21 protein-coding genes and 1 riboswitch are annotated in these 26189 nt (G+C 68.4%); of the genes, 10 read left to right on the forward strand and 11 right to left on the reverse strand.

Annotated elements, in window-relative coordinates:
• The first annotated feature begins 126 nt into the window (after positions 1-126).
• Together AB4112_RS05700 and AB4112_RS05705 are read left to right on the forward strand one after the other, a co-directional pair.
• Positions 127-1629: a C1 family peptidase gene (locus AB4112_RS05700; protein ID WP_309796145.1), complete on the forward strand. Its 1503-nt coding sequence runs from the start codon at positions 127-129 to the stop codon at positions 1627-1629.
• Between the two features lie 24 nt (positions 1630-1653).
• On the forward strand, positions 1654-2052 hold the full coding sequence (locus AB4112_RS05705) for a protease inhibitor I42 family protein (protein WP_309796146.1): 399 nt from the start codon (positions 1654-1656) through the stop codon (positions 2050-2052).
• 92 nt (positions 2053-2144) lie between these two features.
• On the opposite strand, the gene AB4112_RS05710 is transcribed toward AB4112_RS05705, so the two are convergent.
• On the reverse strand, positions 2145-3176 hold the full coding sequence (locus AB4112_RS05710) for a D-2-hydroxyacid dehydrogenase (RefSeq protein WP_441717653.1): 1032 nt from the start codon (positions 3174-3176) through the stop codon (positions 2145-2147).
• A 250-nt stretch (positions 3177-3426) separates the two neighbouring features.
• On the opposite strand from AB4112_RS05710, the gene AB4112_RS05715 reads away from it, so the two are divergent.
• A complete protein-coding gene (locus AB4112_RS05715) occupies positions 3427-5937 on the forward strand; it encodes a GcvT family protein (RefSeq protein ID WP_441717655.1) in 2511 nt (836 codons plus the stop codon).
• 51 nt (positions 5938-5988) lie between these two features.
• Here the strand turns inward: AB4112_RS05715 and AB4112_RS05720 are convergent, their stop codons facing one another.
• The gene (locus AB4112_RS05720) at positions 5989-6759 is read right to left on the reverse strand and encodes a class II glutamine amidotransferase (RefSeq protein ID WP_441717657.1); all 771 of its coding nucleotides are present in this window, start codon (positions 6757-6759) and stop codon (positions 5989-5991) included.
• Between the two features lie 221 nt (positions 6760-6980).
• On the opposite strand from AB4112_RS05720, the gene AB4112_RS05725 reads away from it, so the two are divergent.
• From AB4112_RS05725 to AB4112_RS05735, 3 genes are all read left to right on the forward strand, one after another.
• On the forward strand, positions 6981-7574 hold the full coding sequence (locus AB4112_RS05725; RefSeq protein ID WP_309796150.1) for a hypothetical protein: 594 nt from the start codon (positions 6981-6983) through the stop codon (positions 7572-7574).
• 622 nt (positions 7575-8196) lie between these two features.
• A complete protein-coding gene (locus tag AB4112_RS05730) occupies positions 8197-9789 on the forward strand; it encodes a DegQ family serine endoprotease (RefSeq protein WP_309796152.1) in 1593 nt (530 codons plus the stop codon).
• Positions 9790-9939: 150 nt separating this feature from the next.
• Positions 9940-12072: a glycoside hydrolase family 3 N-terminal domain-containing protein gene (locus tag AB4112_RS05735; RefSeq protein WP_441717659.1), complete on the forward strand. Its 2133-nt coding sequence runs from the start codon at positions 9940-9942 to the stop codon at positions 12070-12072.
• A 195-nt stretch (positions 12073-12267) separates the two neighbouring features.
• Here the strand turns inward: AB4112_RS05735 and AB4112_RS05740 are convergent, their stop codons facing one another.
• Positions 12268-13185: an AraC family transcriptional regulator gene (locus tag AB4112_RS05740; protein ID WP_441717661.1), complete on the reverse strand. Its 918-nt coding sequence runs from the start codon at positions 13183-13185 to the stop codon at positions 12268-12270.
• A 117-nt stretch (positions 13186-13302) separates the two neighbouring features.
• Between AB4112_RS05740 and AB4112_RS05745 the strand changes: the two genes are divergently transcribed.
• From AB4112_RS05745 to AB4112_RS05760, 4 genes are all read left to right on the forward strand, one after another.
• Positions 13303-14766, forward strand: a complete 1464-nt coding sequence (locus AB4112_RS05745; RefSeq protein WP_441717663.1) for an alpha-glucosidase/alpha-galactosidase — start codon at positions 13303-13305, stop codon at positions 14764-14766.
• 51 nt (positions 14767-14817) lie between these two features.
• On the forward strand, positions 14818-16074 hold the full coding sequence (locus AB4112_RS05750) for an ABC transporter substrate-binding protein (RefSeq protein WP_441717665.1): 1257 nt from the start codon (positions 14818-14820) through the stop codon (positions 16072-16074).
• Between the two features lie 291 nt (positions 16075-16365).
• Positions 16366-17310, forward strand: a complete 945-nt coding sequence (locus AB4112_RS05755) for a carbohydrate ABC transporter permease (RefSeq protein ID WP_441717667.1) — start codon at positions 16366-16368, stop codon at positions 17308-17310.
• A gap of 2 nt (positions 17311-17312) precedes the next feature.
• Positions 17313-18158, forward strand: a complete 846-nt coding sequence (locus AB4112_RS05760) for a carbohydrate ABC transporter permease (protein ID WP_441717669.1) — start codon at positions 17313-17315, stop codon at positions 18156-18158.
• 85 nt (positions 18159-18243) lie between these two features.
• On the opposite strand, the gene AB4112_RS05765 is transcribed toward AB4112_RS05760, so the two are convergent.
• The 8 genes from AB4112_RS05765 to AB4112_RS05800 form a co-directional block, all read right to left on the reverse strand.
• Positions 18244-18789, reverse strand: a complete 546-nt coding sequence (locus tag AB4112_RS05765; protein ID WP_309796160.1) for a hypothetical protein — start codon at positions 18787-18789, stop codon at positions 18244-18246.
• A 1-nt stretch (position 18790) separates the two neighbouring features.
• The gene (locus AB4112_RS05770; protein ID WP_309796161.1) at positions 18791-19999 is read right to left on the reverse strand and encodes an agmatinase family protein; all 1209 of its coding nucleotides are present in this window, start codon (positions 19997-19999) and stop codon (positions 18791-18793) included.
• Positions 19996-20799, reverse strand: a complete 804-nt coding sequence (locus AB4112_RS05775) for an ABC transporter ATP-binding protein (RefSeq protein ID WP_441717671.1) — start codon at positions 20797-20799, stop codon at positions 19996-19998. The genes AB4112_RS05770 and AB4112_RS05775 overlap by 4 nt, the downstream gene beginning before the upstream one ends.
• Positions 20796-21620: an ABC transporter permease gene (locus AB4112_RS05780; RefSeq protein ID WP_441717673.1), complete on the reverse strand. Its 825-nt coding sequence runs from the start codon at positions 21618-21620 to the stop codon at positions 20796-20798. The genes AB4112_RS05775 and AB4112_RS05780 overlap by 4 nt, the downstream gene beginning before the upstream one ends.
• A 20-nt stretch (positions 21621-21640) precedes the next feature.
• Positions 21641-22705, reverse strand: coding sequence for a putative urea ABC transporter substrate-binding protein (locus AB4112_RS05785; protein WP_441717675.1), 1065 nt, complete (start codon positions 22703-22705; stop codon positions 21641-21643).
• Between the two features lie 97 nt (positions 22706-22802).
• A riboswitch (guanidine-I (ykkC/yxkD leader) is annotated at positions 22803-22909 on the reverse strand.
• Between the two features lie 161 nt (positions 22910-23070).
• On the reverse strand, positions 23071-23925 hold the full coding sequence (locus AB4112_RS05790) for a hypothetical protein (protein WP_441717677.1): 855 nt from the start codon (positions 23923-23925) through the stop codon (positions 23071-23073).
• A 113-nt stretch (positions 23926-24038) separates the two neighbouring features.
• A complete protein-coding gene (locus AB4112_RS05795) occupies positions 24039-25484 on the reverse strand; it encodes a sensor histidine kinase (RefSeq protein WP_441717679.1) in 1446 nt (481 codons plus the stop codon).
• A complete protein-coding gene (locus tag AB4112_RS05800; RefSeq protein ID WP_309796172.1) occupies positions 25471-26151 on the reverse strand; it encodes a response regulator transcription factor in 681 nt (226 codons plus the stop codon). Before AB4112_RS05800 ends, AB4112_RS05795 begins: the two co-directional genes overlap by 14 nt.
• Between the last annotated feature and the right edge of the window lie 38 nt (positions 26152-26189).

The raw sequence follows: 26189 nt of genomic DNA on the forward strand, positions 1-26189 counted from the left end.
GTTATCCTAAAAAGAATTATTTCTGTAATCAAGATGATTCTCTGCGTTGCAGAGCGTCCTCATGCTTGGGCAATGGGCTATTTCATAACAAAAAGGAACCAGTGATTTAATAAAAGGGGGAGAGCTATGACCATTTTACGAATAGTCGCTCTTGGGTGTTTGATCGGAATAGTTTCGCTCGGGCCGGTCTACGGCCAGGTGACTCCGCCCGTACCCGAGGATCTGCCCTCGTATTTCCGTGACCAGGAGGCTACCGCGCCTCTGGCGGATCGGCAGGATCTGGACCAGCTGCGAAAGATGGGCCGGGAAAGGGGATGGACGTTCCAGGTCGGCTACACCTCCGCCTTCACCAGGCCCATCGCCGAAGTGGCGACGACGGCCATTCCCGAGAACTTCCTGGGGCTGGCAGCCGCTCAGAACGAACTCGCGGCCCAGGCAAATGATGTCGTAGACGAAAGTGCGCGGCTGGCCGGGGTGAATGTCGCCACCTATCTGAAGAGCTGCAGGCCCGACCTCGCACGGTTTAACTGGCGAGACGATGGCGACATGGGCGCGGTCCGCAACCAAGGCGGCTGCGGCAGCTGCTGGGCGTTTTCGGCCGCCGCCACCTATGAAGGCGCCTACGGCATTCGCAACGGGCAGCTCGTCGATGTCGCGGAGCAGCATATTCTCGATTGCGCCAAGGCGGACGGGCAGATTGCGGGAACCTGCTCGGGCGGCTGGTACTACCCGGTCTTCAAATGGCTGATGTCCAAGGGCGCAGGATCCGAAGCCGATGCGCCCTATCTCGGTCACGTCGGATCCTGCAGACCGGAGCTCCAAAGCCGCTACCGCGCGATCTCCTGGGGCTTCGTGACGGACAGAACCGACATCCCGCTCAACAGCGAGCTCAAAGACGCCTTGTGCCGCTATGGTCCGCTGTCCGTGGCAATGGAAGCGACGCCGGCCTTCAAGGCCTATGTCGGGGGCGTCTTCAACGAAGGATCCAATGGGCGGATCAATCACGCGGTCAACCTGGTCGGCTGGGACGACACGAAGAACGCCTGGCTGGTGAGGAACTCCTGGGACACCCGATGGGGCGACAACGGGTATGTCTGGATAGCCTACGGCACCAACAAGATCGGCTATGCGGCCGCCTGGGTCCGGCCCGTCGACACAACCATTCCGATCTTGTCCGACGCCCTTGCCAGTGCGTGGGACCGGAATGCGACAGCTTTGGGGGATGCTGAAAAAGCCGTCGAAACGCCCAATCTGACCGTTTCGACCAAGAGCGCCGAGTTTGTCGCGATCGACTCTAAGAACACCGAGCCGGATACCAAATTTGCCAACACACCAAAGGAGACGGTGTGGATCCAATATGGCACCGCGGACCAGCGGACAGCCGCCGATCTGCTGCGCAAGGCGCTGCAGACCGAGGGCTTCGTGGCACCCGGAATTGAAGACGTCTCCAAGAAGGGGGCAGCAATGCCGGCTGCCGGACAGATCCGGTATTTCCGCCCGGCGGATATCGAGGCAGCCCAGCGGATCGAGGCGCTCGCGGAGCGGGTGACGGGCCTGCCCTTTGCGACGATCAAGCTCGATCTGAAGGCCCCCGCGTCCACGATCGAGGTCTGGTTCTCGAAGTCATGACGGTCGTTCCGCAGAGGATATGTCGTGAGCCGTTCGAAGCTCATTGTTGAGGCATTGATTTTGGCATTGGTGTTGCCCGAGGCCGGTCGCTGCGACGATGTGGAGCTGAGGCGATCGGAAGGTCAATCGCTGAATGCGACTGTCAAGATCGGCGACAGCATAGTGATTGCTGTCGACGCGGCCTCGGGCATTAATTATGACTGGGTATACGATATCGTCGACAACAGGGCCGGAATTTGGGTCGTCAAGGATCCTGAGGTCAGGCAATCAGAAGAAGAGACGCCTGGCGCGCCGGAGACAAAGCGCTTCTTCTTCGGGATCCGCAATCGGGGGTGTGCGATCCTGCATTTCATGCTCCGTTCGCCGGACTACGATGGCGCCAAGATTGCGGATCAGTTCCGGGCGGAAATCTGTGGCGCATGATTTTCGGTGACGGGGCTCTCGTCCGGCGCCGGCCAATCGCGAGTCCGTAAAGCGGTTGCACCTCCAGACCGGCGCGACGCCGACAGATCGTCTCACGAGGGCGAGCGGCCGATGGTTCGGCCGGCCTCGCACCTCAGCCCCGCCCGCCGGCCTCCCGCCACCAGGTTGAACGGCTTGCCCTGTTGGAACCCGTCGACCAGGTCGATCAGCTGGTCGGCCAGGGCCTGCATCGCGCCGCGGCCGGCCCAGGCGACATGCGGGGTCAGGATGAAGTTCGGCAGGTCCAAGAGCCGCATCAGCGGCGCGTCGGCCGGCGGCGGTTCAGGCATCGCCACGTCGAAGCCGGCGCCGCCGATGCGGCCCGACCGCAGCGCGTCGGTCAGCGCCGCCTCGTCGACCAGCCCGCCCCGCGCCGTGTTGATCAGGATCGCCTCCGGCTTCATCCGGGCGAATTCCGCGGCGCCGATCAGGCCGCGCGTCTCCGGCCGCAGCGGGCAGTGCAGCGAGATCACGTCGCTGGTCGCGATCACCTCGTCGAACGGCATCCGGCCTGCGGCGGGGGCGGCGTCGCCCTTGCGGCCGGCGAACACGACCTCCATGCCGAAGGCCCGGGCGATGGTGGCGACCGCGTTGCCCAGCGATCCGCCGCCGACCAGGCCCAGCCGGGCGCCGTGCAGGTCCAGGATCGGGTGGTCGAAGAAGCAGAACTGCCGCGCCTCCTGCCAGCGCCCGGCCTCGACCGAGCGGCGATAGGGCAGCAGCGACCGGCGCAGCGCCAGGATCAGGGTGAAGACATGCTCCGGCACCGTGTGCACGGCATAGCCGCGGATGTTGGCCACGGCGACGCCGTTGCGGTCGCACCAGGCGGTGTCGACGCAGTCGGTGCCGGTGGCGGCCACCGCGACCAGCCGCAGGTCGGGCAGCTGGGCCAGCACGTCCTCGCGCAGCGGCACCTTGTTCAGCACCGCGACGCTGGCGCCGTGCAGCCGCGGCAGCACCTCGTCCGGCGCGGTGCGCTGATGCTCGACCCAGCGATGCGGGAAGGCGGGCGGGCGCAGGCGGACCGACGGCGCCAGGGTCTCGCGGTCGAGGAAGACGACGGTCGGTTCGGCGGGCAGGGGCATGGTCGGCACTCTCGCTGGGGCTCTCTTCGCAGCATGCCGATCCCGCCATCCGCGGCCAGCCCGATTGCGACATCCGCCGGGCCGGTTCCGGCCGCGGCGGAGGCCCGGGTGACGCAGCCGGATGCGTTTGGCGGGGCTGCGACATCACAGGTCGCGGCTGGATTAGCCGAAAACCGGCCTCGCCCGGAGACTTCGCCACCAGTGTGAAGGGCCTGCCAGGCCCTGCGGTCCGGACGGAGCGGTTCGAGCGATGAAGTCAACAGCGCGCGTGGTGGTGATCGGTGGCGGCGTGGTCGGCGTGGGCACGCTGTACCATTTGGCCAAGAAGGGCTGGACGGATGTCGTCCTGATCGAGCGCAAGGAGCTGACCTCGGGGTCGACCTGGCACGCCGCAGGCCTGCTGCCGCTATTCAACATGAGCTACTCGGTCGGGCAGATCCACAAGCACTCGGTCAAGCTCTACAACTCGCTCGAAGCCGAGACCGGCCAGCATGTCGGCTTCCGCCAGGTCTCCAACATCCGTCTCGCCCGGACCAAGGACCGCTGGGACGAGTTCATGTACTACAAGGGCGTGGCCGACACGATCGGCATCACCGTCAACCTGCTGACCCCCGCCCAGGTCAAGGAGATCTGGCCGCTGTGCGAGACCGACGGCATCATCGGCGCGATCCAGCACCCGGATGACGGCTACATCCAGCCGGCCGACCTGACCCAGGCCTTCGCCAAGGGCGCCCGGGCGCTGGGGGCCGAGATCCACCGCTTCACCACCGTGACGGCGATCGAGCAGACCCCGTCGGGCGAATGGCTGGTCAAGACCGACAAGGGCGACATCACCTGCGAGCATGTGGTCTCGGCCTCGGGCAACTTCGCCCGCCGCACCGGCGCCATGGTCGGGCTCGACATCCCGGTGATCCCGGTCGAGCACCAGTACATCGTCACCGAGCCGCACCCGGCGGTGCAGGAGCGCCATCGCCAGGGCCTGCCGGAGATGGGCGTGCTGCGCGAGGCGGATTCGTCCTGGTACCTGCGCGAGGAGGCCGGCGGCTTCATCCTCGGCCCCTATGAGCCGGGCGCGCCCTGCTGCTATCTCGACGGGCCGGACGACCAGTCGGAATACGAGCTGTTCCAGGAGGATCTGGAGCGGATCGCGCCGCATATCGAGACCGCGATCGCCCGCGTCCCCGCCTTCGGCGAGGTCGGGGTCAAGAAGGTCTACAACGGCGCCATCGCCTACACCCCGGACGGCAGCCCGATCATCGGCCCGGCCTGGGGCCTGAAGAACTTCTGGCTGAACGAGGGCCACAGCTTCGGCGTCACCGCCGCCGGCGGCGCCGGCTGGCAGCTGGCCGAATGGATCGTCGAGGGCGAGCCGTCGATCGACATGATGGGCGTCGACCCGCGCCGCTTCGGCCCCTACGCCTCGCGCGGCTACCTCAAGGCCAAGAACGAGGAGGCCTACCGCAACGTCTTCACCGTCCATTACCCGGACGAGGAGCGGGCCGAGGCGCGGCCGCTGAAGCGGGCGCCCTGCTACGACCGGATGAAGGCGCTGGGCGCCGTGTTCGGCACCGTCTACGGCTGGGAGCGGCCGAACTGGTTCGCGCCCCAGGGCTATGAGCTGACCGAGGCGGAGCTGGCCAAGCCGGACACGCTGGTCAACGAGAACCATGCGCCGGTGGCGCCGGGCGAGCCGATCCGCGAGAAGTGGAGCTTCCGCCGCTCCAACTACTTCGAGTTCGTCGGCCGCGAGGCCCGGCATGTGCATGAGAAGGTCGGGCTGCTCGACATGTCGGCCTTCGCCAAATACACGGTCTCCGGGCCGGGCGCGGCGGTCTGGCTGGACGGCCTCGTCGCCAACCGGGTGCCGAAGAAGCCGGGCCGCATGACCCTGGCGCATTTGCTGACCAGGAACGGCGGCGTGCGGTCGGAGTTCACGATCTACTGCGAGTCCCCCAACCACTACTACCTGGTCGGCGCCGGCGCCTATGAGCGGCACGATTTCGACACGCTGCAGAAGCTGCGGCCGCGCGACGGGTCGGTCGACCTGCAGAAGATCACCACCCAGAACGGCGTCTTCGTGCTGGCGGGGCCGAGTTCCCGCGACCTGCTGCAGAAGCTGACCGACACCGACTTGTCGACCGCCGCCTTCCCCTGGCTGTCGGGCAAGGCGATCAATGTCGGCATCGCCCAGGCCCAGGCGCTGCGCGTCAACTTCGTCGGCGAGCTGGGCTGGGAACTGCATCACCCGATCGAGATGCAGAACACCATCTTCGACCTGCTGATGGATGCGGGGAAGGAGTTCGACCTCAAGCCCTTCGGCATCCGCACCATGGATTCGCTGCGGCTGGAGAAGTCCTACCGCCTGATCCCGCGCGAGCTGTCGATCGAATACTCGGCGCTGGAATCGGGGCTCGACCGCTTCGTCCACCCGAACAAGGGCGACTTCATCGGCCGCGACGCGCTGGTGGCGTGGCGCGAGCGCGGGTTCAAGAACCGCTTCGTGACCCTGGAGGTGCTCGACGTCACCGATGCCGACGCCCGCGGCAACGAGCCGATCACCCGGAACGGCGAGCTGGTCGGCCGCTGCACCTCGGGCGGCTATGGCTGGCGGATCGGCAAGTCGCTGGCGCTGGCGATGGTCCGGCCCGATCTCGGCGAGATCGGCACCGAGCTCGATGTCAGCATCCTGGGCAAGCCGCACCGCGCCATGGTGATCGAGGAATCGCCGTTCGATCCCAACAACGAGCGCTTGCGGGCCTGATGGCCCGCGGGGACCGCCTGCGGGCCTGACGACAGTGCCCGGCCGGCGGGATCAGGGGCTGAACGGCTCCAGGTCCAGCCGGCCGGCGCAGTCGGTGACCAGCAGGTGGCCCGGCGGCATCTGGTGCCAGTGGTCGAAATCGCCGTCCAGCGGCTCGGACACGATCAGCCGCTGCTCGTCCTCGGAACAGAAGAACAGCGACGGCGGCGTCTCGTCGGTGGCGTAGCGCACCGCCCAGACGCTGCAGCCGTCGCTCAGCGCCGCGGTCATGCGGAACGGCTCGGTGATGTCGGCCGCGGCCATCGCATCGCCGATCACGGCCACCGTGCGGCGCAACGCTGCGGGCGGGTCGGTCTCCAGCCCGAAGCCGAACAGGGCCAGGAAAATCAGCTCGCTGTCGGTGGTGCCGCCGCGCCGGGCGTAGAGCTCGTCCGGGATCAGCGCGTCGAGCCGCCGGCGGATCCGGTCATAGCCGCCGATCTGGCCGTTGTGCATGAACAGCCAGCGCCCCTGGGCGAAGGGGTGGCAGTTGGCCCGGCTGGTGGCGGTGCCGGTCGAGGCGCGGACATGGGCGAAGAAGGTCTTGGCCCGGATCTGGTGGGCGAGGCTTTTCAGATTGGGATCGGCCCAGGCCGGCAGGATGTCGCGGTACAGCCCGGGGATCGGTCGCTCGCCGTACCAGCCGACGCCGAAGCCGTCGCCATTGGTCGCGACCGCCGCCTTGCGCGCGCGCAGGCTCTGCGCAATCAGCGAGAACTCGGGTTCAAAGATCAGCTTTTCGAGGAAGATCGGTGCACCCGAATAGCTCAGCCAGCGGCACATGATCGTTTCGACTCGTGAAAATGCGTAATCCTCTTGTGAATACGCTCCGGTCTCGTCCGCGTCACCAGCCGTGGCGAAACAATATGATAGGTCCCGACGAATCGTCGTAACGCGGATGAAAACTTTCGATGTCATCCTCCAATTGGGGGATGCGCAAGTTGGGGTGCGGGCGCAGAATTTATTCTCGTGAGTGGCGAGCTTCCAGCGGGGGGATGGTCAGCGTGGCGTTCGGCGAGGCGATTGCGGACCGGCAGCTTCGGACAGTCTACCGGATTTGGGCACAGCTGGCGGCGAAGGGTCGCCTGCCGGCTTGCGACGACATGATCTTCGCCAGCCTGAGCCGGTTGCCGCCGCCCATCCTGCTGTGGGCGTGGATGCCGTGCGAGGCAACGTTCCGCTTCGCTCTCGATGCGCAAGGGGCGGGGCTGGCCCCCGGCCGCAACCTGCCCGGGCGGCCGCTGGAGGAACTGATCCGCGGCGAACGGCATGAGGCGATGCGCCGGGCGCTGATGTCGGTGCAGTTGTCCGAACGTCCGTTCTACGCCGAATTCGCGCTGTCCGACGGGCTCGACAGCGTGCGCAAGCGCACCCTGCTGCTGCCGCTCTCGGACACCACGGACGACCTCGCCTATGTGCTGATGCTGGTGGCCACGGTCTGGCCGGCCGACGCCACGATCCAGCAGCGCATCGACGGCTGTGACGATGTCCGCGTCCATGTGCTCAACCAGTTGAGCGACGAGGCCGCGCCGCGCTGGGAAGACCCGCAGCCCGAACTCGACCCGGCCGAGCTTCAGACCCTGCTGACGATCATCTGACGCCAGGCCCGGCCGGCAGGGCGAGGTTCAGCGCCATTCCAGCGTTCCACGCGCCATCGGCGCGATCCGGCGGGGCGGTGCCGAACGGATTTCTTCGGTTTCGTCGTCCCGGATCCTAGAACACCACCAAGCGCCGAGGACCAGGCCGACCGACGGGCCGATGACGGCCCAGATGATGAGAAGTGCTGTTGCCATCGGATTTCTCTCCGCCACTGCAAGTGGTGAGCACCGGCGCATTCCTCAAGTGTTATGCTACGAACAGTGTAGCTGGTGCGACGATACGGACCGGCACGGGCAGGCCCAGCATCCATCGCGGATTGGAAGACGTCGGAAAGACCGACTGTCTTCAGCCATTAGTGGTTATGCACCAGTTGGAAAGACCGCGACTGCGCGGCCGTCGATAACAACCAGATGCCTGCTGCGTTTTGCGCCTCGAGGTTGCGACCCTCAACATAATTTTCGTTAAGCTTTCAAGCTGGCGGAATCCCTGGACATGCACCCCGGACTGTAAAATTACCTCGATTTAATACCGTCGAAACTGGGGGTTAAACGCCGAGGCCCCATCTTCATCAACACACGCCGACCGTGACCGGTGGCGCCCTGGAGATTGGTGGAGATGCAGATGAAGACCCCCTTCGGTTCCGACGACCAAGCCCGCCGGCCCGGCCTCCGCCGGATGACGGCGGCGCTGCTGCTCGGCACGGCTTTGATCGGTGTGCCGGTCGGGGCCATCCTGAGCTTCGACCGCCCGGCCGTGGCGCAGAGCCAGAACGAAGCCACGACCGCGATCGTCCCGGTCGCTCCCGGCTCCTTCGCCGGGCTGGTGCGCCAGGTGACCCCGGCCGTGGTCAATGTCTCGACCGTCGAGCATCCGGCGGCCAGCCGGATGGCCGACCGTGACGATGGCGGCGAGATGCAGCAGTTCCCGCAGGGGCAAGGGTCGCCCTTCGACCAGTTCTTCAAGCGCTTCTTCGACGAGCAGCAGCCCGGCCGTCGCGGCCAGCGCGGTGGCGGCGGTGGTGGCGGCGATGACGCCGACCAGGTGGTCCATGGCGCCGGGTCCGGATTCATCATCGATCCGGCCGGCTACATCGTCACCAACAACCATGTGGTGAAGGATGCCGACGCCGATAAGATCACCGTCACCCTGAACGACGGCACCGAGATCCCGGCCAAGGTGGTCGGCACCGACGAGAAGACCGACCTCGCGCTGCTCAAGATCGACACCGACAAGAAGCTGACCGCGGTCGAATGGGGCGACAGCGACGCCGCCCAGGTCGGCGACTGGGTGGTGGCCGTCGGCAACCCGTTCGGCCTCGGCGGCAGCGTCACCGCGGGCATCGTCTCGGCCCGTGGCCGCGACCTGCATTCCGGCCCGTTCGACGACTTCCTGCAGATCGACGCGCCGATCAACCGCGGCAATTCCGGCGGCCCCAGCTTCGACACCAGCGGCAAGGTGATCGGCATCAACAGCGCGATCTACTCGCCCTCGGGCGGGTCGGTCGGCATCGGCTTCGCCATCCCGTCGAACCTGGCCAAGACCGTGATCGCCCAGATCCGCGAGCATGGCAGCGTCGAGCGCGGCTGGCTGGGCGTCCAGATCCAGGCGGTGACGCCGGAGATGGCCGATGCGCTGGGCCTCGACAAGGCCAAGGGCGCCCTGGTCGCCGACGTGCAGGACGATAGCCCGGCGCTGAAGGCCGGCCTGAAGCAGGGCGACGTGATCCTGAGCTTCGACGGCAAGCCGGTGAACCAGCTGTCGGAGCTGCCGCGCCTGGTCGCCGACACTGCGGCCGGCAAGACCGTGCCGGTCGAGGTGCTGCGCAACGGCAAGAGCGAGACCGTCCAGGTCGACATCGCCAAGCTGCCGAACACGCAGCAGGTGGCCAGCGCCGAAGAGAACGGCCCGGCCGTCGACGACCAGCTCGGCCTGTCGCTCTCGGCCCTCACCCCGAAGGTGCGCCGCGAGTTCAGCGTGCCGGATGAGATCGAGGGCGTGCTCGTCACCGGCATCCGCGAGGACGGCCCGGCGCGCGAGACCGGCGTCGGCCCCGGCGACGTCATCGTCCGGGTCGGCAGCGAGACGGTGAAGACCCCGTCCGAGGTCGCCAAGCAGGTCAAGGTGGCCAAGGAAGCGGACCGCAGCGCCGTCATGCTGCTGATCAACCACCAGGGCGACCAGCGCTTCGTCGCGCTGAAGCTGCCGAAGGCCTGATCCCCGGCCAGACTCCTTCTTAGACTTCCCCTCCACTGGGGCGCCGGATTCCCCCTTTCCGGCGCCCCTTTTTTTTGCCTTCATCCACACGGGCCCCCATGACGGCAAAAGGGGGCGAAGCGAAGGAAACGGGCTGTGGCTGAGACACCGGTGGACCGCATCGAAATCCTGCTCGCGGCGATGACGCTCGACGAGAAGATCGGCCAGCTGATCATGGTGTCCTCGACCCTGGCGGTCACCGGGCCGGTGCTGCCGGGCGACGTGGCCGAAGGGGTGCGCACCGGCCGCGTCGGCAGCGTGTTCAACCATTGGGGTGCCGGCCGGGTGCGCGAGACCCAACGCCTGGCGGTGGAGGAGACGCGGCTGAAGATCCCGTTGTTCTTCGCCTTCGACGTCATCCACGGCCACCGCACCATCTTCCCGATCCCGCTGGCGGAAGCCGCGCTGTTCTCGCCCGACCTGTGGGAGCGGACGGCGCGCGAGGCGGCGGTGGAGGCGACCGAGGACGGGCTCGACCTCGTGTTCTCGCCGATGCTCGACGTGGCGCGCGACCCGCGCTGGGGCCGCATCTCCGAGGGGCCGGGCGAAGACCCCTGGATCGCCTGCCGCATGGCCGAGGCCAAGGTCCGCGGCTACCAGACCGATGACCTGTCCGCGGCCAATGCCGTGGCGGTCTCGGCCAAGCATTTCCTGGCCTATGGCGCCGCCACCGCCGGCCGCGACTATGCCTCGGCCGAGGTGTCGGACCGGGCGATCGAGGAGGTCTACCTGCCGCCCTTCGCCGCGGCCGTCGCCGCCGGCGCCGCCACGGTGATGCCGGCCTTCAACGACGTCGCCGGGGTGCCGATGACGGCCAATGCCCACCTGCTGCGCGACGTGCTGATCGGCCGTCTGGGCTTCGACGGCGCCGTGATCAGCGACTACAACGCGGTGATGGAGCTGCTGAGCCATGGCGTCGCCGCCGACGCGGTCGAGGCCGCGGCGCTGGCGCTGAAGGCCGGCGTCGACATGGACATGATGAGCGGCGCCTACGCCGCCGGCCTCGCCACCGCCCTGCAGCGCGGGCTGGTGACCCAGGACCTGATCGACGACGCGGTCCGCCGGGTGCTGCGGCTGAAGCAGCGGCTGGGGCTGTTCGACGACCCCTACCGGCGCGTCGCCGCCACCGCCGACGCCTTCCACGATGTGGAGCGCCGCCGCCTGGCGCGCGAGGTCGGGGCCAAGTCGATCGTGCTGCTGACCAACAAGGGCGTCCTGCCGCTGGCGGCCGCGGCCAAGCGCATCGCGGTGGTCGGACCGCTGGCCGACGCCCGGTCCGAGATGCTCGGCTCCTGGGGCGGCGCCGGCAAGTGGGAGGAAGCGGTCACCATCCTGGAGGGGCTGAAGGCGGCCCTGCCGCAGGCCCAGATCACCTATGTGCCCGGCACCGAGATCGAGACCGGCGGCGACGCCGGCATCGCTGCGGCGGTGGCCGCTTCCCGCGGCGCCGATGTCGTCCTGCTGTGTGTCGGCGAGGCGGCGATCATGACCGGTGAGGCCGCCAGCCGCGCGCGGCCGGAGCTGCCGGGCCGCCAGCGCAACCTGGCCGAGGCGGTGCTCGACCTCGGCATCCCGACCGTGGCGCTGCTGACCTCCGGCCGGCCGCTGATGCTGCCCTGGCTGTTCGAGCGGGCGGCGGCGGTGGTGGCCACCTGGTTCCTCGGCACCGAGGCCGGCCACGCCATCGCCGATGTGGTGACCGGTGCGGTCAACCCGTCCGGCCGGCTGCCGGTGACCTGGCCGCGCGACGTCGGCCAGGTGCCGATCTTCTTCGGCGAGCGCAACACCGGCCGCCCGACCGATCCCGACCAGCACTACACCAGCAAATACATCGACATGCCGGCCACGCCGCAATTCCCGTTCGGCCACGGCCTGTCCTACAGCCGCTTCGCCCTGGCCGACCTGCATGTCTCGGCCGAGGTGCTGCGCCCCGGCGAGACGCTGACGGTCGAGGTGGCGGTGGCCAACACCGGCGCCGTGGCCGGGGAGGAGACGGTGTTCCTGTTCATCCGCGACCCCGTCGCCAGCGTGGCGCGGCCGCTGCTGGAGCTGAAGGGCATGGCCAAGGCGGTGCTGGCGCCGGGCGGGCGGCAGGTGCTGCGGCTACCGCTGGCGGCCGACGCGCTCAAATTCCCCGGCCTCGACCTGAAGCCGGTGCTGGAGGCCGGCGACATCGAGATCCTGGTCGGCACCAATGCCGACCGCACGGAGCTGCTGTCGACCAGGATTCGGGTGGATGTGTGATAGGGGCCGCGGTCGGCAGGAAGCGCCATCGCCTCTACCGTCATTGCCCGGCTTGCCCCCGGATCAAGTCCGAGGGGGGCAATCCAGGGGCCATCGAGAGCCGCTTTGGCCGCCCCTGGATGCCACGGTCAAGCCGTGGCATGACAAAAGAGGGGTGTAGCGTCACCCCGAAATTCCCCGGCCGTCTGTATCCGGCTACGCCTCGCGCGCCACCGCCGCGTCCTCTACCCGCCCGGCCTGCACCGTCCCGGTGTACATGCCGCTGCGGCGGAAATCCTTCGGCCCGATGCCGTAGAACCGGCGGAACACCTTGGCGAAGTAGTTGGCGTCGTCGAAGCCGCAGCGCTGGGCGATCACCTTGACCGGCGCCTCCTCGACATGCAGCAGCCGCGCCGCTTCCTCCATGCGCAGGCGCAGCAGGTAGCGGGCCGGCGTGGTGCCCTCATGGGCGGCGAACAGCCGGCTGAAGTGGTAGCGGCTGTAGCCGGCGGCCCGGGCCATGCGGGCGACGTCGATCCGCTCCGCCGGCTGGGCGGTGCACAGCGACACCGCGCGTTCCACCGCCGCCGGCCGGGGCGAGGCCGGGTGCATCTCGCCCCAGGGCAGCAGCTCGTCGGCCAGGCCCATCGCCGCGGCATAGGCGATGGCGGAGGCGCGGGCCGGCGATCCGGCCTCGCCGTCCAGCACCGACAGGCATTGGCCGGCCAGGCGTTCGATCGCGCCCTCCGGCAATGTCACCACCGGGCCATGCGCCGCCGTCACCTCGCGCCACACCCGCAGCACCTCGCGGCCGTTCAGGCAGATCCAGAAGAACTCCCATTCCGGGTTGCGGCCCAGCCAGTAGCGGTTGTCCTGGGGGAAGCGCAGCAGCATGGTCTGGCCGGGCCGCAGCTCCCAGCGCTTGCGGTCGACCCGGAGGTGGCCGCGGCCGCCCAGGGTGTGCTGCAGCAGCACGAAGGGCGCGTCGCCGCGCCTCAGCCCGTGCCAGTCATAGCCGGGATCGGTGCAGCGGTCGTAGCCGGCGCTGGTGACCATGGCGTGCAGCCGGTAGCGGTCCTTGGGGAAGACGACCGAGACCCCGCCCGGCGCCCGGGCCCGCAGCGCGGTCAGCATGGAATGCCCCATGATCGCACGAAATTCCTCTTTCGCCGGTTTTCCGGTGCCCATAGACCATAGCACGAAACTGCTTGCCGAGGAGCCGGGCGGAACCGGGGCTCCGGGGAGGATGCGATGAAGGTTGCGGTCATCGGCGCGGGCAGCGTCGGCTTCACCCGGAAGCTGGTGCGCGACATGCTGAAGGTGCCCGAGCTGCAGGACACCGAATTCGCGCTGCACGACATCAACGCCGCCAACCTCGACATGGTGGCGCAGATCCTGCGCCGCGACGTCGAGGCCAACGGCCTGCCGGCCCGGATCACCACCTCGGCCGATCGGCGCCGGGCGCTGGAGGGCGCGCGCTACGTCATCAGCTGCGTGCGGATCGGCGGGCTGGGGGCGTTCGCCAGCGACATCGAGATCCCCCTGAGATACGGCGTCGACCAATGCGTCGGCGACACCATCTGCGCCGGCGGCATCCTGTACGGCCAGCGCAACATCCCGCAGGTGCTGGAGTTCTGCCGCGACATCCGGGCGGAGGCGGAGGAGGGGGCCTGGTTCCTGAACTACGCCAACCCGATGGCGATGAACACCTGGGCCGCGATCGAGCATGGCGGCGTCGCCAACACCATCGGCCTGTGCCACGGCGTGCAGCATGGCTGGCACCAGATCGCGGAGGTGCTGGGCGCCGAGGACCCGCATGAGGTCGACTACATCTGCGCCGGCATCAACCACCAGACCTGGTACATCGACATCCGCTTCCAGGGCCGGAAGATCGAGGCGGGGGAGCTGCTGGAGGCCTTCGAGCGCCACCCCCGGTTCCGCGAGGAGGAGAAGGTCCGGATCGACGTGCTGCGCCGCTTCGGCTGCTATTCCACCGAGAGCAACGGCCATCTCAGCGAATATCTGCCCTGGTACCGCAAGCGGCCGGAGGAGATCGGCCGCTGGATCGACCTGTCGAACTGGATCAACGGCGAGACCGGCGGCTACCTGCGCCACAGCACCGAGCAGCGCAACTGGTTCGAGACCGATTTCCCGCGCTGGCTGGCCGAGGCCGGGGCGCCGCTGGCCGACCATCGTCGCTCCGACGAGCACGGCAGCTACATCATCGAGGCGCTGGAGACCGGGCGGGTCTACCGCGGCCATTTCAACCGGCGCAACGAGGGGCTGATTAAGAACCTGGCGCAGGATTGCATCGTCGAGGCGCCGGGCTTCGTCGACCGCTTCGGCCTGAACATGGCGGCGGGGCTGGAGCTGCCGCTGGGCTGTGCCGCGACCTGCAGCGCCTCGATCAACGTCCAGCGCATGGCCGTCCAGGCCGCCGTCACCGGCGACCTGGACCTGCTGCGCCTCGCAGTGCTGCACGACCCGCTGGTGGGCGCCGTCTGCAACCCGGAGGAGGTCTGGCAGATGGTCGACGAGATGCTGGTGGCTCAGGCCGAGTGGCTCCCGCAATACGCCGATGCGGTGCCGGCGGCGCGGGAGCGCCTGGCCCGCGGCAAGGTCGCGACCCGCAGCTCGGACGGCGCCGCCCGGCTGTCGGTGCGCAGCATCGACGAGCTGCGGGCCGCCCGCGCCCGGGCCAAAGCGGCGGAATAGCGGACCGGGCGGCGCAACGCCCGGCGAACATCACATCGAGGGGAGGGCATCATGAGGATTCTGAAGATCGGGCTGCTGCTGGGCGGGCTGTTGCTCGCACCGATCCTGCCGGCCGCGGCCGAGCCGGTCACCCTGCAGTTCTGGGCGGCCTGGGACCTGAACCAGCCCGACGCCCAGGCGATGCAGGGCCAGATCGCCGCCTTCGAACAGGCGCATCCGGACATCCGGATCGAGACCCAGACCATCGCCTTCGGGGCGCTGCACGACAAGCTGGTAACCGCGGTGGCCGGCGGCGACGCGCCCGACATCAGCTGGGGCCTGCCGGAATGGTTCGGCGAGCTGTCGCGCATGGGCGCGCTGCTCGACGTCACGCCCTATGCCGCCGACTGGCCGGACCGGGCGGCGATCTACCCCAATGTGCTGGACGGCCTGACCATCGACGGCAAGCTGATGGCGATGCCGCATTATCTCGGCATCCGGGCGCTGCTGGTGCATGACGCTGTCCTGCAGAAGGCCGGCATCGTCGAGCCGCCGAAGACCTGGGACGAACTGATCGCCGCCGCCGTCAAGATCAAGGCGGCGACCGGTCAGTACGGCTTCGGCATTGCCGGCACCGGGGTGCGGGCGCCGCAGGAGCTGATCATGTACCTCGCCCAGAACGACGTCGCGGTCGCGCGGCGCCAGCCCGATGGCGGCTACAAGAACAGCTGGGCCGACGACCCGGCGGAGCTGGCGCGGGCGACCGAGGTCTTCGCCTTCTACCGCCGCCTGCTGGACGAGGGCGCGATCGCGCCGGAAGCGGCGGGCTGGGGCTGGGAGGAGGAGGACAGCAACTTCGCCCTCGGCAAATACGCCATGGTGGTGGACGGCGCCTGGATGCAGTCGCGCGCCCAGCAGAACCCGGAGACCATGGCCGATGTGAAGGTGGCGCCGCCGCCCTACAAGGCCAGGCCGGCGACCTTCTTCGAGATCAACCCCTTCTACCTGTTCAAGAGCACGCAGCATCCGAAGGAAGTCTGGGAATTCGCGTCCTTCATGGCGGGGAAGGATTACCAGGCGGCGGGGCGGCCGACGACCTCGGTGCGCAAGGACGTGGTCAGCACCGACCTGTGGGGCCAGGGCTTCGCCTCGCTGGCGCCCAGCGGCGTGGTGTTCCCGCCGGTGGCGCTGGGCCAGATCACCCGGGCGATGGAGGAATCGATCGGCCGGGTGCTGCTGAAGCAGGAGGATCCCGCCGCGGTCGCGGCCTGGCTCGGCAAGCAGGTCAACAAGGCCCTGCGCCAGTCGGGCGAGCTGAGTTCGTCATAGGGCGGGCTTCAACTCTTACTGTCATTGCCCGGCTTGACCGGGCAATCCAGGGGCCACCAAGAGCTGTTCTGGCCGCCCCTGGATGCCACGGTCAAGCCGTGGCATGACAAGTGAGGGAACGCAGCGTCCTACTGATATTCTCTATGATCTGTGTTTCGCCTCAATCGGGCTCCGGTGGACTTGATCCGGGCATCCGGAGACTGTCGACATCCTCTGGATTGCCGGGTCAAGCCCGGCAATGACAGTGAAAACTAGATGCGATGTATCACCGCCGCGGGAGGATATCGGGGCATGAAGGCCGATGCCGCAGTTCAGGGGCCAGTCCTCGCCATCCGGGCCTCTGGCCACCGCCCGACCCGCGCCGGCCAGGTCCGGCGCACGGCGCTGGTGTTCCTGGCGCCGGCCGGGATCCTGTTCCTGATTCTGATCGCCTATCCGCTGCTGCGGGTGCTGTGGGACAGCCTGCACATCGTCAACCTGGTCAACCCCGGCGTCACCGGCTTCGCCGGCCTCGAGAACTACCGCACGGTGTGGGAGGACGGCGATTTCCTGCCGGCCTTGGGAAACACCGCGATCTGGACCGGGCTGTCGGTGGCGGGCGAATACGCGCTCGGCCTGGCCTCCGCCGTGGCGCTGGCCCAGCCGGTGCGGTTCCGGGCGATCTTCCGCGGCGTGATCATCATTCCTTGGGTGATCCCGATCGCCGTCGCGGGGCTGAACTGGACCTGGATGCTGACGCCGGATTACGGGATCCTCAACGTCTGGATGGTGGATCTCGGCCTGCTCGACCGGCCCTATCCCTGGCTCGGGCAGATCGACACCGCGCTGCTGACCGTGACCTTCGTCAACATCTGGCGCAGCTATCCCTTCTACACCATCAGCCTGCTGGCCGCGCTGCAGGCGATCCCGCGCGAGCTTCACGAGGCCGCGGCGGTGGACGGGGCCGGGGCGTGGCGGCGCTTCCGGGTGATCACCCTGCCGCATCTGCGCACGGTGTCGCTGACCCTGATCTTCATCCACATCATCTGGACCGCGATCAATTTCGACTTCATCTGGGTGATGACCGAAGGCGGGCCGCTGAACGCGTCGGAAACGCTGCCGATCATGATCTACCGCTACGCGATGCAGGATTTCGACGTCGGCGCCGCCTGCGCCCTGGCCAGCCTTTCGATGGCGTTCATGGCCTGCCTGTTCTTCGTCTATTACTACGGCGTCGCACGCCGCCGGGCGGCGTAGCCATGGTCGTCGGGTCCTCCCAGCACTCGCTGCGCAGCGTGCTGACCTACGGCACGCTGACCGTCTTCGCCGCCTACAGCCTGTTCCCCTTCCTGTGGATGATCGACACCGCGCTGAAGCCGGTGGCGGAGGTGCGCAGCGCCGACCCCAGCTTCTGGATCGCCAGCCCGACCCTGTCGAACTTCACGCGGGTGCTGCTGGACAGCGCGTTCCTGACCTATTTCCGCAACAGCCTGATCGTCGCCGGCGCCACCACCGTCCTGACCATCGCCATCTCGGTGTTCTGCAGCTACGCCCTCAGCCGCTGGGGCCGGCTGCCGCTGTCGCGCCTGGTCGGCGGCGCCCTGCTGCTGTCGCAGATGATCCCGGGCGTGCTGCTGCTGGTGCCGCTGTACATCCTGATGCAGCGGCTCGGGCTGCTCAGCACCTATGCGGCGCTGATCATCGTCTACTGCAGCTTCACCATCCCGCTGTGCACCTTCATGCTGAAGGGCTTCTTCGACGCCATCCCGCGCGAGCTGGAGGACGCGTCGGAGATCGACGGCTGCAGCCGCACCAGCTTCATTCTCCGGATCCTGCTGCCGATCTCGGCGCCCGGCATCTTCGCCACCAGCGTCTTCGCCTTCGTCACCGCCTGGAACGAGTTCATGTTCGGCTATGTGCTGATCAACAGCGACGCGCGGCGCACCCTGACGCCGGGCATCATGATCTTCAAGGGCTCGCACCTGACCGACTGGGGCGGGCTGATGGCCGCCTCGGTGCTCGCGGTGGTGCCGATCGCGCTCGGCTTCGTCTACCTCCAGCGCTTCCTGGTCGAAGGCCTGTCGGCGGGCGCGGTCAAAGGCTAGAATCGCTCGGCCCGAACCTTGAGCAGGCGATAGACCAGGCTTCGCAGGGCCTTCAGCCCGGACAGCCAGGATCTGGGCAGCGGCATCACGGATCTCCCCCGGTCAGGTCGAGCGTCGAGGCGTCGCTGCGGTCGCGCAGGGCCCGGGCCTCGGCGAAGCCCAGGCGCCGGGTCTCCGGCCCGTCCTGATAGACGAAGCCGAGGCGGCGGCGGCGCGAGGTCAGCTGGGCCGGCAGCGGGTCGTAGCGCATGCCCCCGCCGCCGAGCAGCGGCGCGACCGAGCCGACATCGACCACATCCTCGGCCTCGACCCGCAGCAGGTGCAGCCGCCGCCCGGCCGCGTCCTCGCCGACAAAGGCGATGCCGGCGAGGCGCAGGAAGCTGGTGGCGTCCGGCGCCCGGGCGAAGCCTTCGACGAAGGCGGCCTCGACCAGGTCGAGGTCGGCCGGGCGCGGGGCCGGGGCGGGGTCGGGTTCGCCCGGGCGATGCGGCGTCTGCCACTGCACCGCGCGTCCGGCCGGGCCGTTGTGGCCGGGCCCGGCCGGATGATGGTGATGCCCATGCCCATGGTCATGCGGGTGATCGTGGTCGTGGTGATGCGGGTGGTCGTGGTGGTGATGGGGCCCGTGCATCTCAGAAGCTCACCGGCTTGTCGATGATGGCGCGGTGCTTGCCCAGCGTGCCGTTCGCAACCATCGACCCCAGCGCCTCGACCACCACCCGCACGCCGAACAGGGCGGTGATGTCGGAGGTGTCGTAGGGCGGCGAGACCTCGACCACCTCCAGCCCGCAGATGCCGGGCGCGGTGACCAGGCCGAGGATCTTCAGCGCCTCGCGCGGCAGGAAGCCGCCGGGCTCGGGCCAGCCGGTGCCGGGCACGAAGCCGCAATCGATCGAATCGACGTCGAAGGAGACATAGACCGCGTCGGCGTCCTTCCAGGCCAGCTCCAGCGCGATCTCGGCCGTCTTCTCCAGCCCCAGCCGCTCGATGTCGGCGATGGTCAGGACGTTGGTGTTGCGCTTGCGCGCCTCGGCCACGCCGGCCCGCGGCACCTGCCAGCCGCCGATGCCGAGCTGGACCAGATTGGTCGCCGGCACGTTCGGCAGGTTGGTCGCCCAGAACCAGGGCGTGGTGTGCATCCGTTCATCCAGGTCCTTCTCCTGGATGTCGATGTGGCGGTCGAAATGGATGATGCCGATGCGCTTGGAGGTGACGTCGGCGATGCCGCGGACGCACGGGAACCCGATCGAATGGTCGCCGCCCAGCATGATCGGCAGCGCGCCGGAGGAGGCGACATGGCTGACGCCGCGGGTGATCTGGTCGAAGCTCTTCTCGAGGTTGGCCGGGATGGTGAAGACATCGCCGGCGTCGCACAGGGTCATCTGCTCGCGCAGGTCGACGCCGAGCTCGTAGTTGTAGGGGGTGTACAGCGCCGAGATGCGGCGGATGCCCTGCGGGCCGAAGCGGGTGCCGGGGCGGTAGGTGGTGCCGGAATCGAACGGGATGCCCAGCACCGCCGCGTCGTATTTGCCGACATCACGGACATTCTCGACATAGGGCGCCTTGAGGAAGGTGTTGATGCCGGCGAAATGCGGCAGCTCGCCCCGGGCGAAGGTCGGGATGGTCTTGTCGGTCAGGCTGTCCGAACCGGCCAGGCCCATGTCCAGCGCCCATTGCTGCTCGCGCCGCCAGCCGTCCGCCGGCAGCCGACCCTCGGCGTCGAGCGCCTTCCAGCCCTGCATGTCGCGGGCGGTGAAGTCCGGATGGTGGAACCGGACGCGGGGCGGCGTCGGSGCGGCGCCGGCATGGCGGCGGCCGCGCCGCGACAGGTGGCGGGTCATGGGATCGCTCCTTGGCTGATCAGGAGGGGGAGGTCGGCGCCCCGGCCGGTGGTCGGCACGGGCGCCGCAGGCGCCGGCCGGTTGCGGGGCAGGTCGAGGTCGTAGGTCAGGCGCGCGCCGTAGCGGCCGGGCGCCTGCGGGTCGTGGCGCAGCTTGTCGAAGGCGATCAGCCGGGTGCCCAGGCCGAACGCCTCCTTCAGATCGTGGGTGACCATGATCACGGTCATGCCGTGCTGCCGCCACAGCGGCTTCAGCAGGTCGTGCATCTGGGCGCGGGTGCCGGGGTCGAGCGCGCCGAAGGGTTCGTCCAGCAGCAGCACCTTGGGGTTCTTGGCCAGCGCCTGGGCGATCGCCAGCCGCTGCTGCATGCCGCCGGACAGGGCGCTGGGATACTTGTCGCGATGGGCGGCCAGGCCGACCGCCGCGATCAACTCGTCGCTGGCCGCGACCGCCCGTCGGCGGGCCGCGCCGAACAGAGTCCCCAGCAGCGGGCTTGCGGCGAATTCGAAGCCGGCCAGCACATTGCCCAGCACGGTCAGGTGCGGGAACACGGAATAGCGCTGGAACACGATGCCGCGATCCGGTCCGGGCTCGGCCGGCAGCGGCGCGCCGTCGAGCAGCAGCCGGCCGCGGGTCGGCCGCTCCTGGCCCAGCACCATGCGCAGGAAGGTGCTCTTGCCGCAGCCGGACGGTCCGACCACGGTGACGAAGGATCCCGAGGCGATGTCGAGGTTGAGCGCCTCGAGCACGATCTGGTCGCCATACTCGACCCAGACGTCGCGGACGGTGATGGCGCTCATCGTCGCCGCGCCCCGTCATAGGCCCAGGCGAAGGCACCGCGGGCGAGGCGGGCCAGCGCCAGGTCCATCACGAAGGCGATCAGGGTGATCCAGGCGACATAGGGCAGGATCACGTCCATGGCGAGGTAGCGGCGCACCAGGAAGATGCGGTAGCCGAGCCCGGCATCGGCGGCGATCGCCTCGGACGAGATCAGGAACAGGAAGGCGGGGCCGAGCGACAGGCGCAGCGCCTCGATCAACCGCGGCAGGACCTGCGGCAGCACCACCCGCAGCACCGTCTGCCAGGTCGAGGCGCCGAGCGTCTGGGCCTTGACCAGCTGCTCGCCCGGGATGGCCCCGACCGTCATCGCCAGGTCGCGCACCAGGAACGGGGTGATGCCGATGACGATCAGCACCACCTTCGACAGCTCGCCCAGGCCGAACACGATGAACAGGATCGGCAGCAGCGCCATCGGCGGGATCATCGACAGCACCCCGACCAGCGGGCCGAAGGTGGCGTCGATCGTGGGCAGGATGCCCAGGGCGATGCCCAGCACCAGGCCGATCAGGGTGGCGACGGCGAGGCCGATCACCAGGCGCTGCAGGCTCGCAGCGGTGTCGGCCAGCAGGGTGATCTCGCCGGTGCGCCGGTCGGGCTCGGTCGCCAGCCGTCCCGCCGTGTCCGCCATCTCGGCGAAGGGCGGCAACAGCTTGTCGTCCGGGTTGGCGGCGCGGCGGTCGGCCGAGCCGAGGGCGTAGACGCAGACGATCAGCAGGAAGGGCAGCAGGGCCAGCAGCAGGCGCGCCCCACGGCCCGGTGCGATGTTCATGGCGCGGCGCATGGCGGCGGCTCCGGCGCCGGTCAGAGCTTGCCGTCGGCCGCCAGCGCCATGTAGGTCGGGTCGAAGCGCAGCTTGAGGTTGCCGGCATCGCCGAGCGTCGCGCCCTTGGCGAAGGCGATGCCGACCGCGTCCTTGTCCCGGGCGCCTTCGCCGAGCAGCCCGTGGTCGAAGGAGAAGCCGCGCACCAGGTCCATGGTCCGCACCAGCTCCTGGCTCTCGCTGAAGGCGACGGCGTCCTTCGGGTCGGCGAACAGGCGGGTGGCGGCCAGCTGGGCCTCGAAGCCGGCGCGGTCGGTGCCGGACTGCTTCGCCATCGCCTCGCGCGCCGCCTGCCCCTGGGGGCCGGGGTCGGTGACCAGCGCCAGGGTCTCGTACCAGATGCCGACCAGCGCCTTGCCGAAATCCGGGTTGTCCTTCAGCGTCGCGGTGTTCACGCCCATCAGGTCGATGATCTCGCCCGGCACCTTGCTGCTGTCGAACAGCAGCGACGCGCCCGGCTCGGCCTTCACCTCGGCCAGCAGCGGGTTCCAGGTGACGACGGTGCCGACATCCGGCGACTTGAAGGCGGCGACGATGTCGGCGTCGGAGGTGTTGATCACCTTGACGTCGCGCTCCGACAGCCCGGCGGTGTCCAGCGCCCGGGCCAGCAGGTAGTGCGACACCGAGAGCTCGACCAGGTTCAGGCTCTCGCCCTTCAGCCCGACCAGCGACTTGGCGGTCTTCGAGACGATGCCGTCATTGCCGTTCGAGAAGTCGCCGACGATCAGCGCGGTGGTGTCGACCCCGCCGGCGGCCGGGATGGTCAGCGCGTCCATGTTGGTCAGGGTCACGCCGTCGAACTTGCCGGCGGTGAACTGGTTGATCGATTCGACGTAGTCGTTGATCTGCACCACGTTGATGGTGATGCCGTACTTGTCGGCCCATTTCTTGACGATGCCGCTCTCGGCCGCGTAGGGCCAGGGCATCCAGCCGACATAGATGGTCCAGGCGATGTCGAAGCTCTTCTTCGGCGCGGCCTCGGCCTGAGGGGCGGAGAGGGCGACGATYGCGGTGAGCAGGAGGGCGGCAAGCCTCGGCAGCGGCATCGGGAAACTCCTCGCTTAGGCGGCCATCGGCCGGTTTCGCCACAAGGAGGTTCGCCGCGCATGGGAGGCCGGTCCGCGGCAGCGAACCCGTGCAGTGACCTCCCGGGATTTTGTCCCGCCGTGTCTCCGCGCCCGTCGCCGGCCGCGAAGTGCGTCTCTCGGACCAGCATCGCCGAAGCGACCGGAACCCTAGACGCGCTGCACGCTCAGATGTGAAGCAAGCCCTGTGCCAGCGCCCGGAGGGCGCGAATCCCGGGCCGGGATCCTGTCAGGACAGCGAGGATGGCGCGATTTTGCCCGCCGGGCCCGAAATTTGGGCAGGCGGGCATCCGGGCAGGTTGCCGGTCCTCACGCCGCAAGCCGGCTCATTCGTCCAACAGGACCCGGAACTCGGTCATCCAATCCTGGACATGGCCGATGTAGTCCCGGCCGATGTCGGGCATCATGGGAATCCCGATGTTCATCGCCTTTACGGTATTGGTGTATCCGGTCACGATGATGCAGCGCCAAAGTTGCACTTCCTCGCGCCTGACCGAGCCCGACCAGAACGCCGACCTGTTGGTGACCGTGAACACCCCCTCGGCAAAGCCCTGGTTGGCCAGCCTCAGCACGGTTCCCCGTCGGAACACCGTGTAGTCGCTATCCGAGAATATCTTCCAGCCGTCGATGAAGAACTCCATGACCTCCTCGATCGGGTCGGATCGAAGTTTGTCCCTCCTGATGGAGGAGATCATGATGAACGGGTGAATGTTTCGGAAGATGGGATGCCGGTCGGACGGTTTCAGGGCCCTGTGGGAATAGTTCAGTTCGCAATCCCCGGTTCCGCGAAAATACGGCATTGACGCATTGTCCAGCAGTGCGCCCCATTTTTCGGCGAGCGGGGAAATCGAATCCTTCCAGATCTTGGTGTTCGTGCGAAACCAGAGCTCCGCGATCTGGCCCGGAGTCATATCGTCTCTCGTGAAGGCGGATCCCTTCGCCGGCTTCGGAAACTTGTAGATGTCCACGCCGCGCGCCGGCGTGTCCTTGATCAGAAATTTTTCCAGATGGTCGCAGATCTGCCGGACGTCGTTCAGGCTGGGGTGGTCGGCCTTCTTCCAGTCCTTGATCATCCGGTCGAGGCGGCTGAGCACCGTTGGGCCGTAGTGTTTGATGGTGATGTCGGATATCGACTTGAAAGCTTCGCCGCCGACAAAAGCCAAGGCTGCCTGACCCAGCATCTCCTGCTCCCCGCCCTATGGATCTCCCGGTGCTGGACCATGAGGCCATCGCGTGGGTTGCGGCGCAAGGCTCCCACGCTCCAGGCCCTCTGCCGGCGACGGGGTCCGGCCGGTCAGGCCAGGCGGCGGGCGGATTCGACGGCCAGCGACGCCGCAGGCGCCTCGATCCGGCCATTGGTGGCGGTCACCACCTGCGGGAAGCGCAGGGTGATGCGCAGGCCCGGCGCGGCGTCGTCCAGCGTCAGGGCCGCCTTGTGCAGCCGCGCCACCGCCGAGACCAGCGACAGGCCGAGCCCCGCCCCGGGCTCGCTGCGGCTGGCGTCGAGCCGGACGAAGCGCTCGAGCACATGGGCGCGCGCCGCCTCCGGGATGCCGGGGCCGTTGTCGCCGACGCTGAGGATCGCGCCGTCGCCGTCGCGCCGCACGGTCAGCGCGATGCGGCCGTCCTGCGGCGTGTACTTGATGGCGTTGTCCAGCAGGTTGGCCACGGTCTGGGCCAGCAGGTGGCTGTTGCCGGGGACAGTTATGCCGGACTCGATCTCGGCGGCCAGGACCTGGCCCTTCTCCTCGGCCACCGGGCCGTACAGCTCGCCGGCATCGGCGGCCAGGGCGGAGAGGTCGATCGGGCTGAAGCGGTCGCGCACCGCCCCGGCCTCGGCCAGCGCGATCTCGAGCAGCGCGTTGAAGGTGGCGAGGATGCCGTCGGCCTCGCGGATGGTGTCCTCCATCGCCCGGCGATAACCCTCGGCGTCGGTCTCGCTCATCAGCGTGACCTCCAGTCGGCTGCGCAGGCGCGAGATCGGGCTGCGCAGGTCATGCGCGATGTTGTCGGCGACGCCGCGCATGCCGGTCATCAGCCCGTCGATCTGGTCCAGCATGGCGTTCAGGCTGGTGGCCAGGCGGTCGAACTCGTCGCGGTTGCCGCGCACCGGCATGCGCCGCGCCAGGTCGCCCTGCAGGATGCCCTCGGTGCTGCGGTTGATGCCCTCGATGCGGGCCAGCAGGCTGCGGCTCATCAGCACCCCGCCGGCGATGCCCAGCACCAGGGTCAGGATCAGGCCGCCGATCAGCGCGTCGGTCATCAGCTTGGTGAAGTCGGTGCGCTCGGTCATGTCGCGCCCGACCAGCAGGTAGAAGCCGCCGGCCAGCGCGAAGGTGCGGGCCCGCGCCACCTGGGGTTTGGTGTCCTCGCCGGCATTGGTGGCGACCAGGAAGTCGACCACGTCGGGGTCGCCGCGCGCGATCGGCGGCCAGGACGACAGGTTGCCTTCGATCCGGTTGTAGTTGCGGTCGGCCAGCAGGTAGAGGCCGCGCCGGCCGGGGGCGGCCTGGCTGCGCTCGCGGATCACGCGCACCAGCCCCAGCAGCCCGAACTGGCGGTACTGCTCGGCCAGGCCAGTGATCTCGGCCTGGATGGTGTCATCGGTCTGCGAGGCGATCACCCGCACCGTCTGCCAGTAGACGAAGCCCAGCACGCCGGCGACGGAGACCCCGAACACCAGCATGTAGATCATCGCGTAGCGGAAGGTGGAGCTGCGGAGGACCCTAATCAGATGCACGGAGGCAATATCCGGCGCCGCGCACGGTCTGCAGCAGCGAGGTGTCGAAGTCCCGGTCGATCTTCTGCCGCAGCCGGCTGATATGGACGTCGATCACGTTGGTCTGCGGATCGAAGTGATAGTTCCAGACATTCTCCAGCAGCATGGTGCGGGTGACCACCTGGCCGGAGTGGCGCATCAGGTATTCCAGGATCTGGAACTCGCGCTGCTGCAGGTCGATCTTGCGGCCGGAGCGGGTGACCGCCCGCGACAGCAGGTCCATCTTCAGGTCGCCGATCTGCAGCTCGGTCTGCGCTGCCGCCGGGCCGGCGCCGCGGCGCAGCAGCGCCTCCAGCCGGGCCAGCAGCTCGGTGAAGGCATAGGGCTTGGTCAGGTAGTCGTCGCCGCCGGCGCGCAGGCCGCGGACCCGGTCGTCGACCTGGCCCATGGCGCTGAGGAACAGGACCGGGGTCTGGTTGCCGTTGCGCCGGATGGTCTCGACGATCAAGAGCCCGTCCATGCCCGGCAGCATCCGATCGACCACCATGGCGTCGTAGGTCTCGCTGGTGGCCAGGAACAGGCCCTGCGGCCCGTCCGGGGCGTGGTCCACCACGAAGCCGCTCTCGCGCAGGCCCTTGGTCAGGTAGTGCGCCGCCTGGGTGTCGTCTTCGATCACGAGAATTCGCATGACTGGGACTTTACCCCGACTTTGACCCATCCGGAAAT

The sequence above is a fragment of the Inquilinus sp. 2KB_23 genome, from assembly GCF_052115705.1.
Classification (GTDB): domain Bacteria; phylum Pseudomonadota; class Alphaproteobacteria; order DSM-16000; family Inquilinaceae; genus Inquilinus; species Inquilinus ginsengisoli_A.

Bases quoted from the DNA above. Each gene is read 5' to 3' on its own strand.
- AB4112_RS05790 (WP_441717677.1), bottom strand. From the start codon at position 23,925: ATGCTGGGTCAGGCAGCCTTGGCTTTTGTCGGCGGCGAAGCTTTCAAG.
- AB4112_RS05700 (WP_309796145.1), top strand. From the start codon at position 127: ATGACCATTTTACGAATAGTCGCTCTTGGGTGTTTGATCGGAATAGTT.
- AB4112_RS05780 (WP_441717673.1), bottom strand. From the start codon at position 21,620: ATGCGCCGCGCCATGAACATCGCACCGGGCCGTGGGGCGCGCCTGCTG.
- AB4112_RS05740 (WP_441717661.1), bottom strand. From the start codon at position 13,185: ATGCTGACCGCGCTGCGGGCCCGGGCGCCGGGCGGGGTCTCGGTCGTC.
- AB4112_RS05775 (WP_441717671.1), bottom strand. From the start codon at position 20,799: ATGAGCGCCATCACCGTCCGCGACGTCTGGGTCGAGTATGGCGACCAG.
- AB4112_RS05750 (WP_441717665.1), top strand. From the start codon at position 14,818: ATGAGGATTCTGAAGATCGGGCTGCTGCTGGGCGGGCTGTTGCTCGCA.
- AB4112_RS05765 (WP_309796160.1), bottom strand. From the start codon at position 18,789: ATGCACGGGCCCCATCACCACCACGACCACCCGCATCACCACGACCAC.
- AB4112_RS05760 (WP_441717669.1), top strand. From the start codon at position 17,313: ATGGTCGTCGGGTCCTCCCAGCACTCGCTGCGCAGCGTGCTGACCTAC.
- AB4112_RS05720 (WP_441717657.1), bottom strand. From the start codon at position 6,759: ATGTGCCGCTGGCTGAGCTATTCGGGTGCACCGATCTTCCTCGAAAAG.
- AB4112_RS05730 (WP_309796152.1), top strand. From the start codon at position 8,197: ATGAAGACCCCCTTCGGTTCCGACGACCAAGCCCGCCGGCCCGGCCTC.
- AB4112_RS05745 (WP_441717663.1), top strand. From the start codon at position 13,303: ATGAAGGTTGCGGTCATCGGCGCGGGCAGCGTCGGCTTCACCCGGAAG.
- AB4112_RS05755 (WP_441717667.1), top strand. From the start codon at position 16,366: ATGAAGGCCGATGCCGCAGTTCAGGGGCCAGTCCTCGCCATCCGGGCC.
- AB4112_RS05710 (WP_441717653.1), bottom strand. From the start codon at position 3,176: ATGCCCCTGCCCGCCGAACCGACCGTCGTCTTCCTCGACCGCGAGACC.
- AB4112_RS05715 (WP_441717655.1), top strand. From the start codon at position 3,427: ATGAAGTCAACAGCGCGCGTGGTGGTGATCGGTGGCGGCGTGGTCGGC.
- AB4112_RS05800 (WP_309796172.1), bottom strand. From the start codon at position 26,151: ATGCGAATTCTCGTGATCGAAGACGACACCCAGGCGGCGCACTACCTG.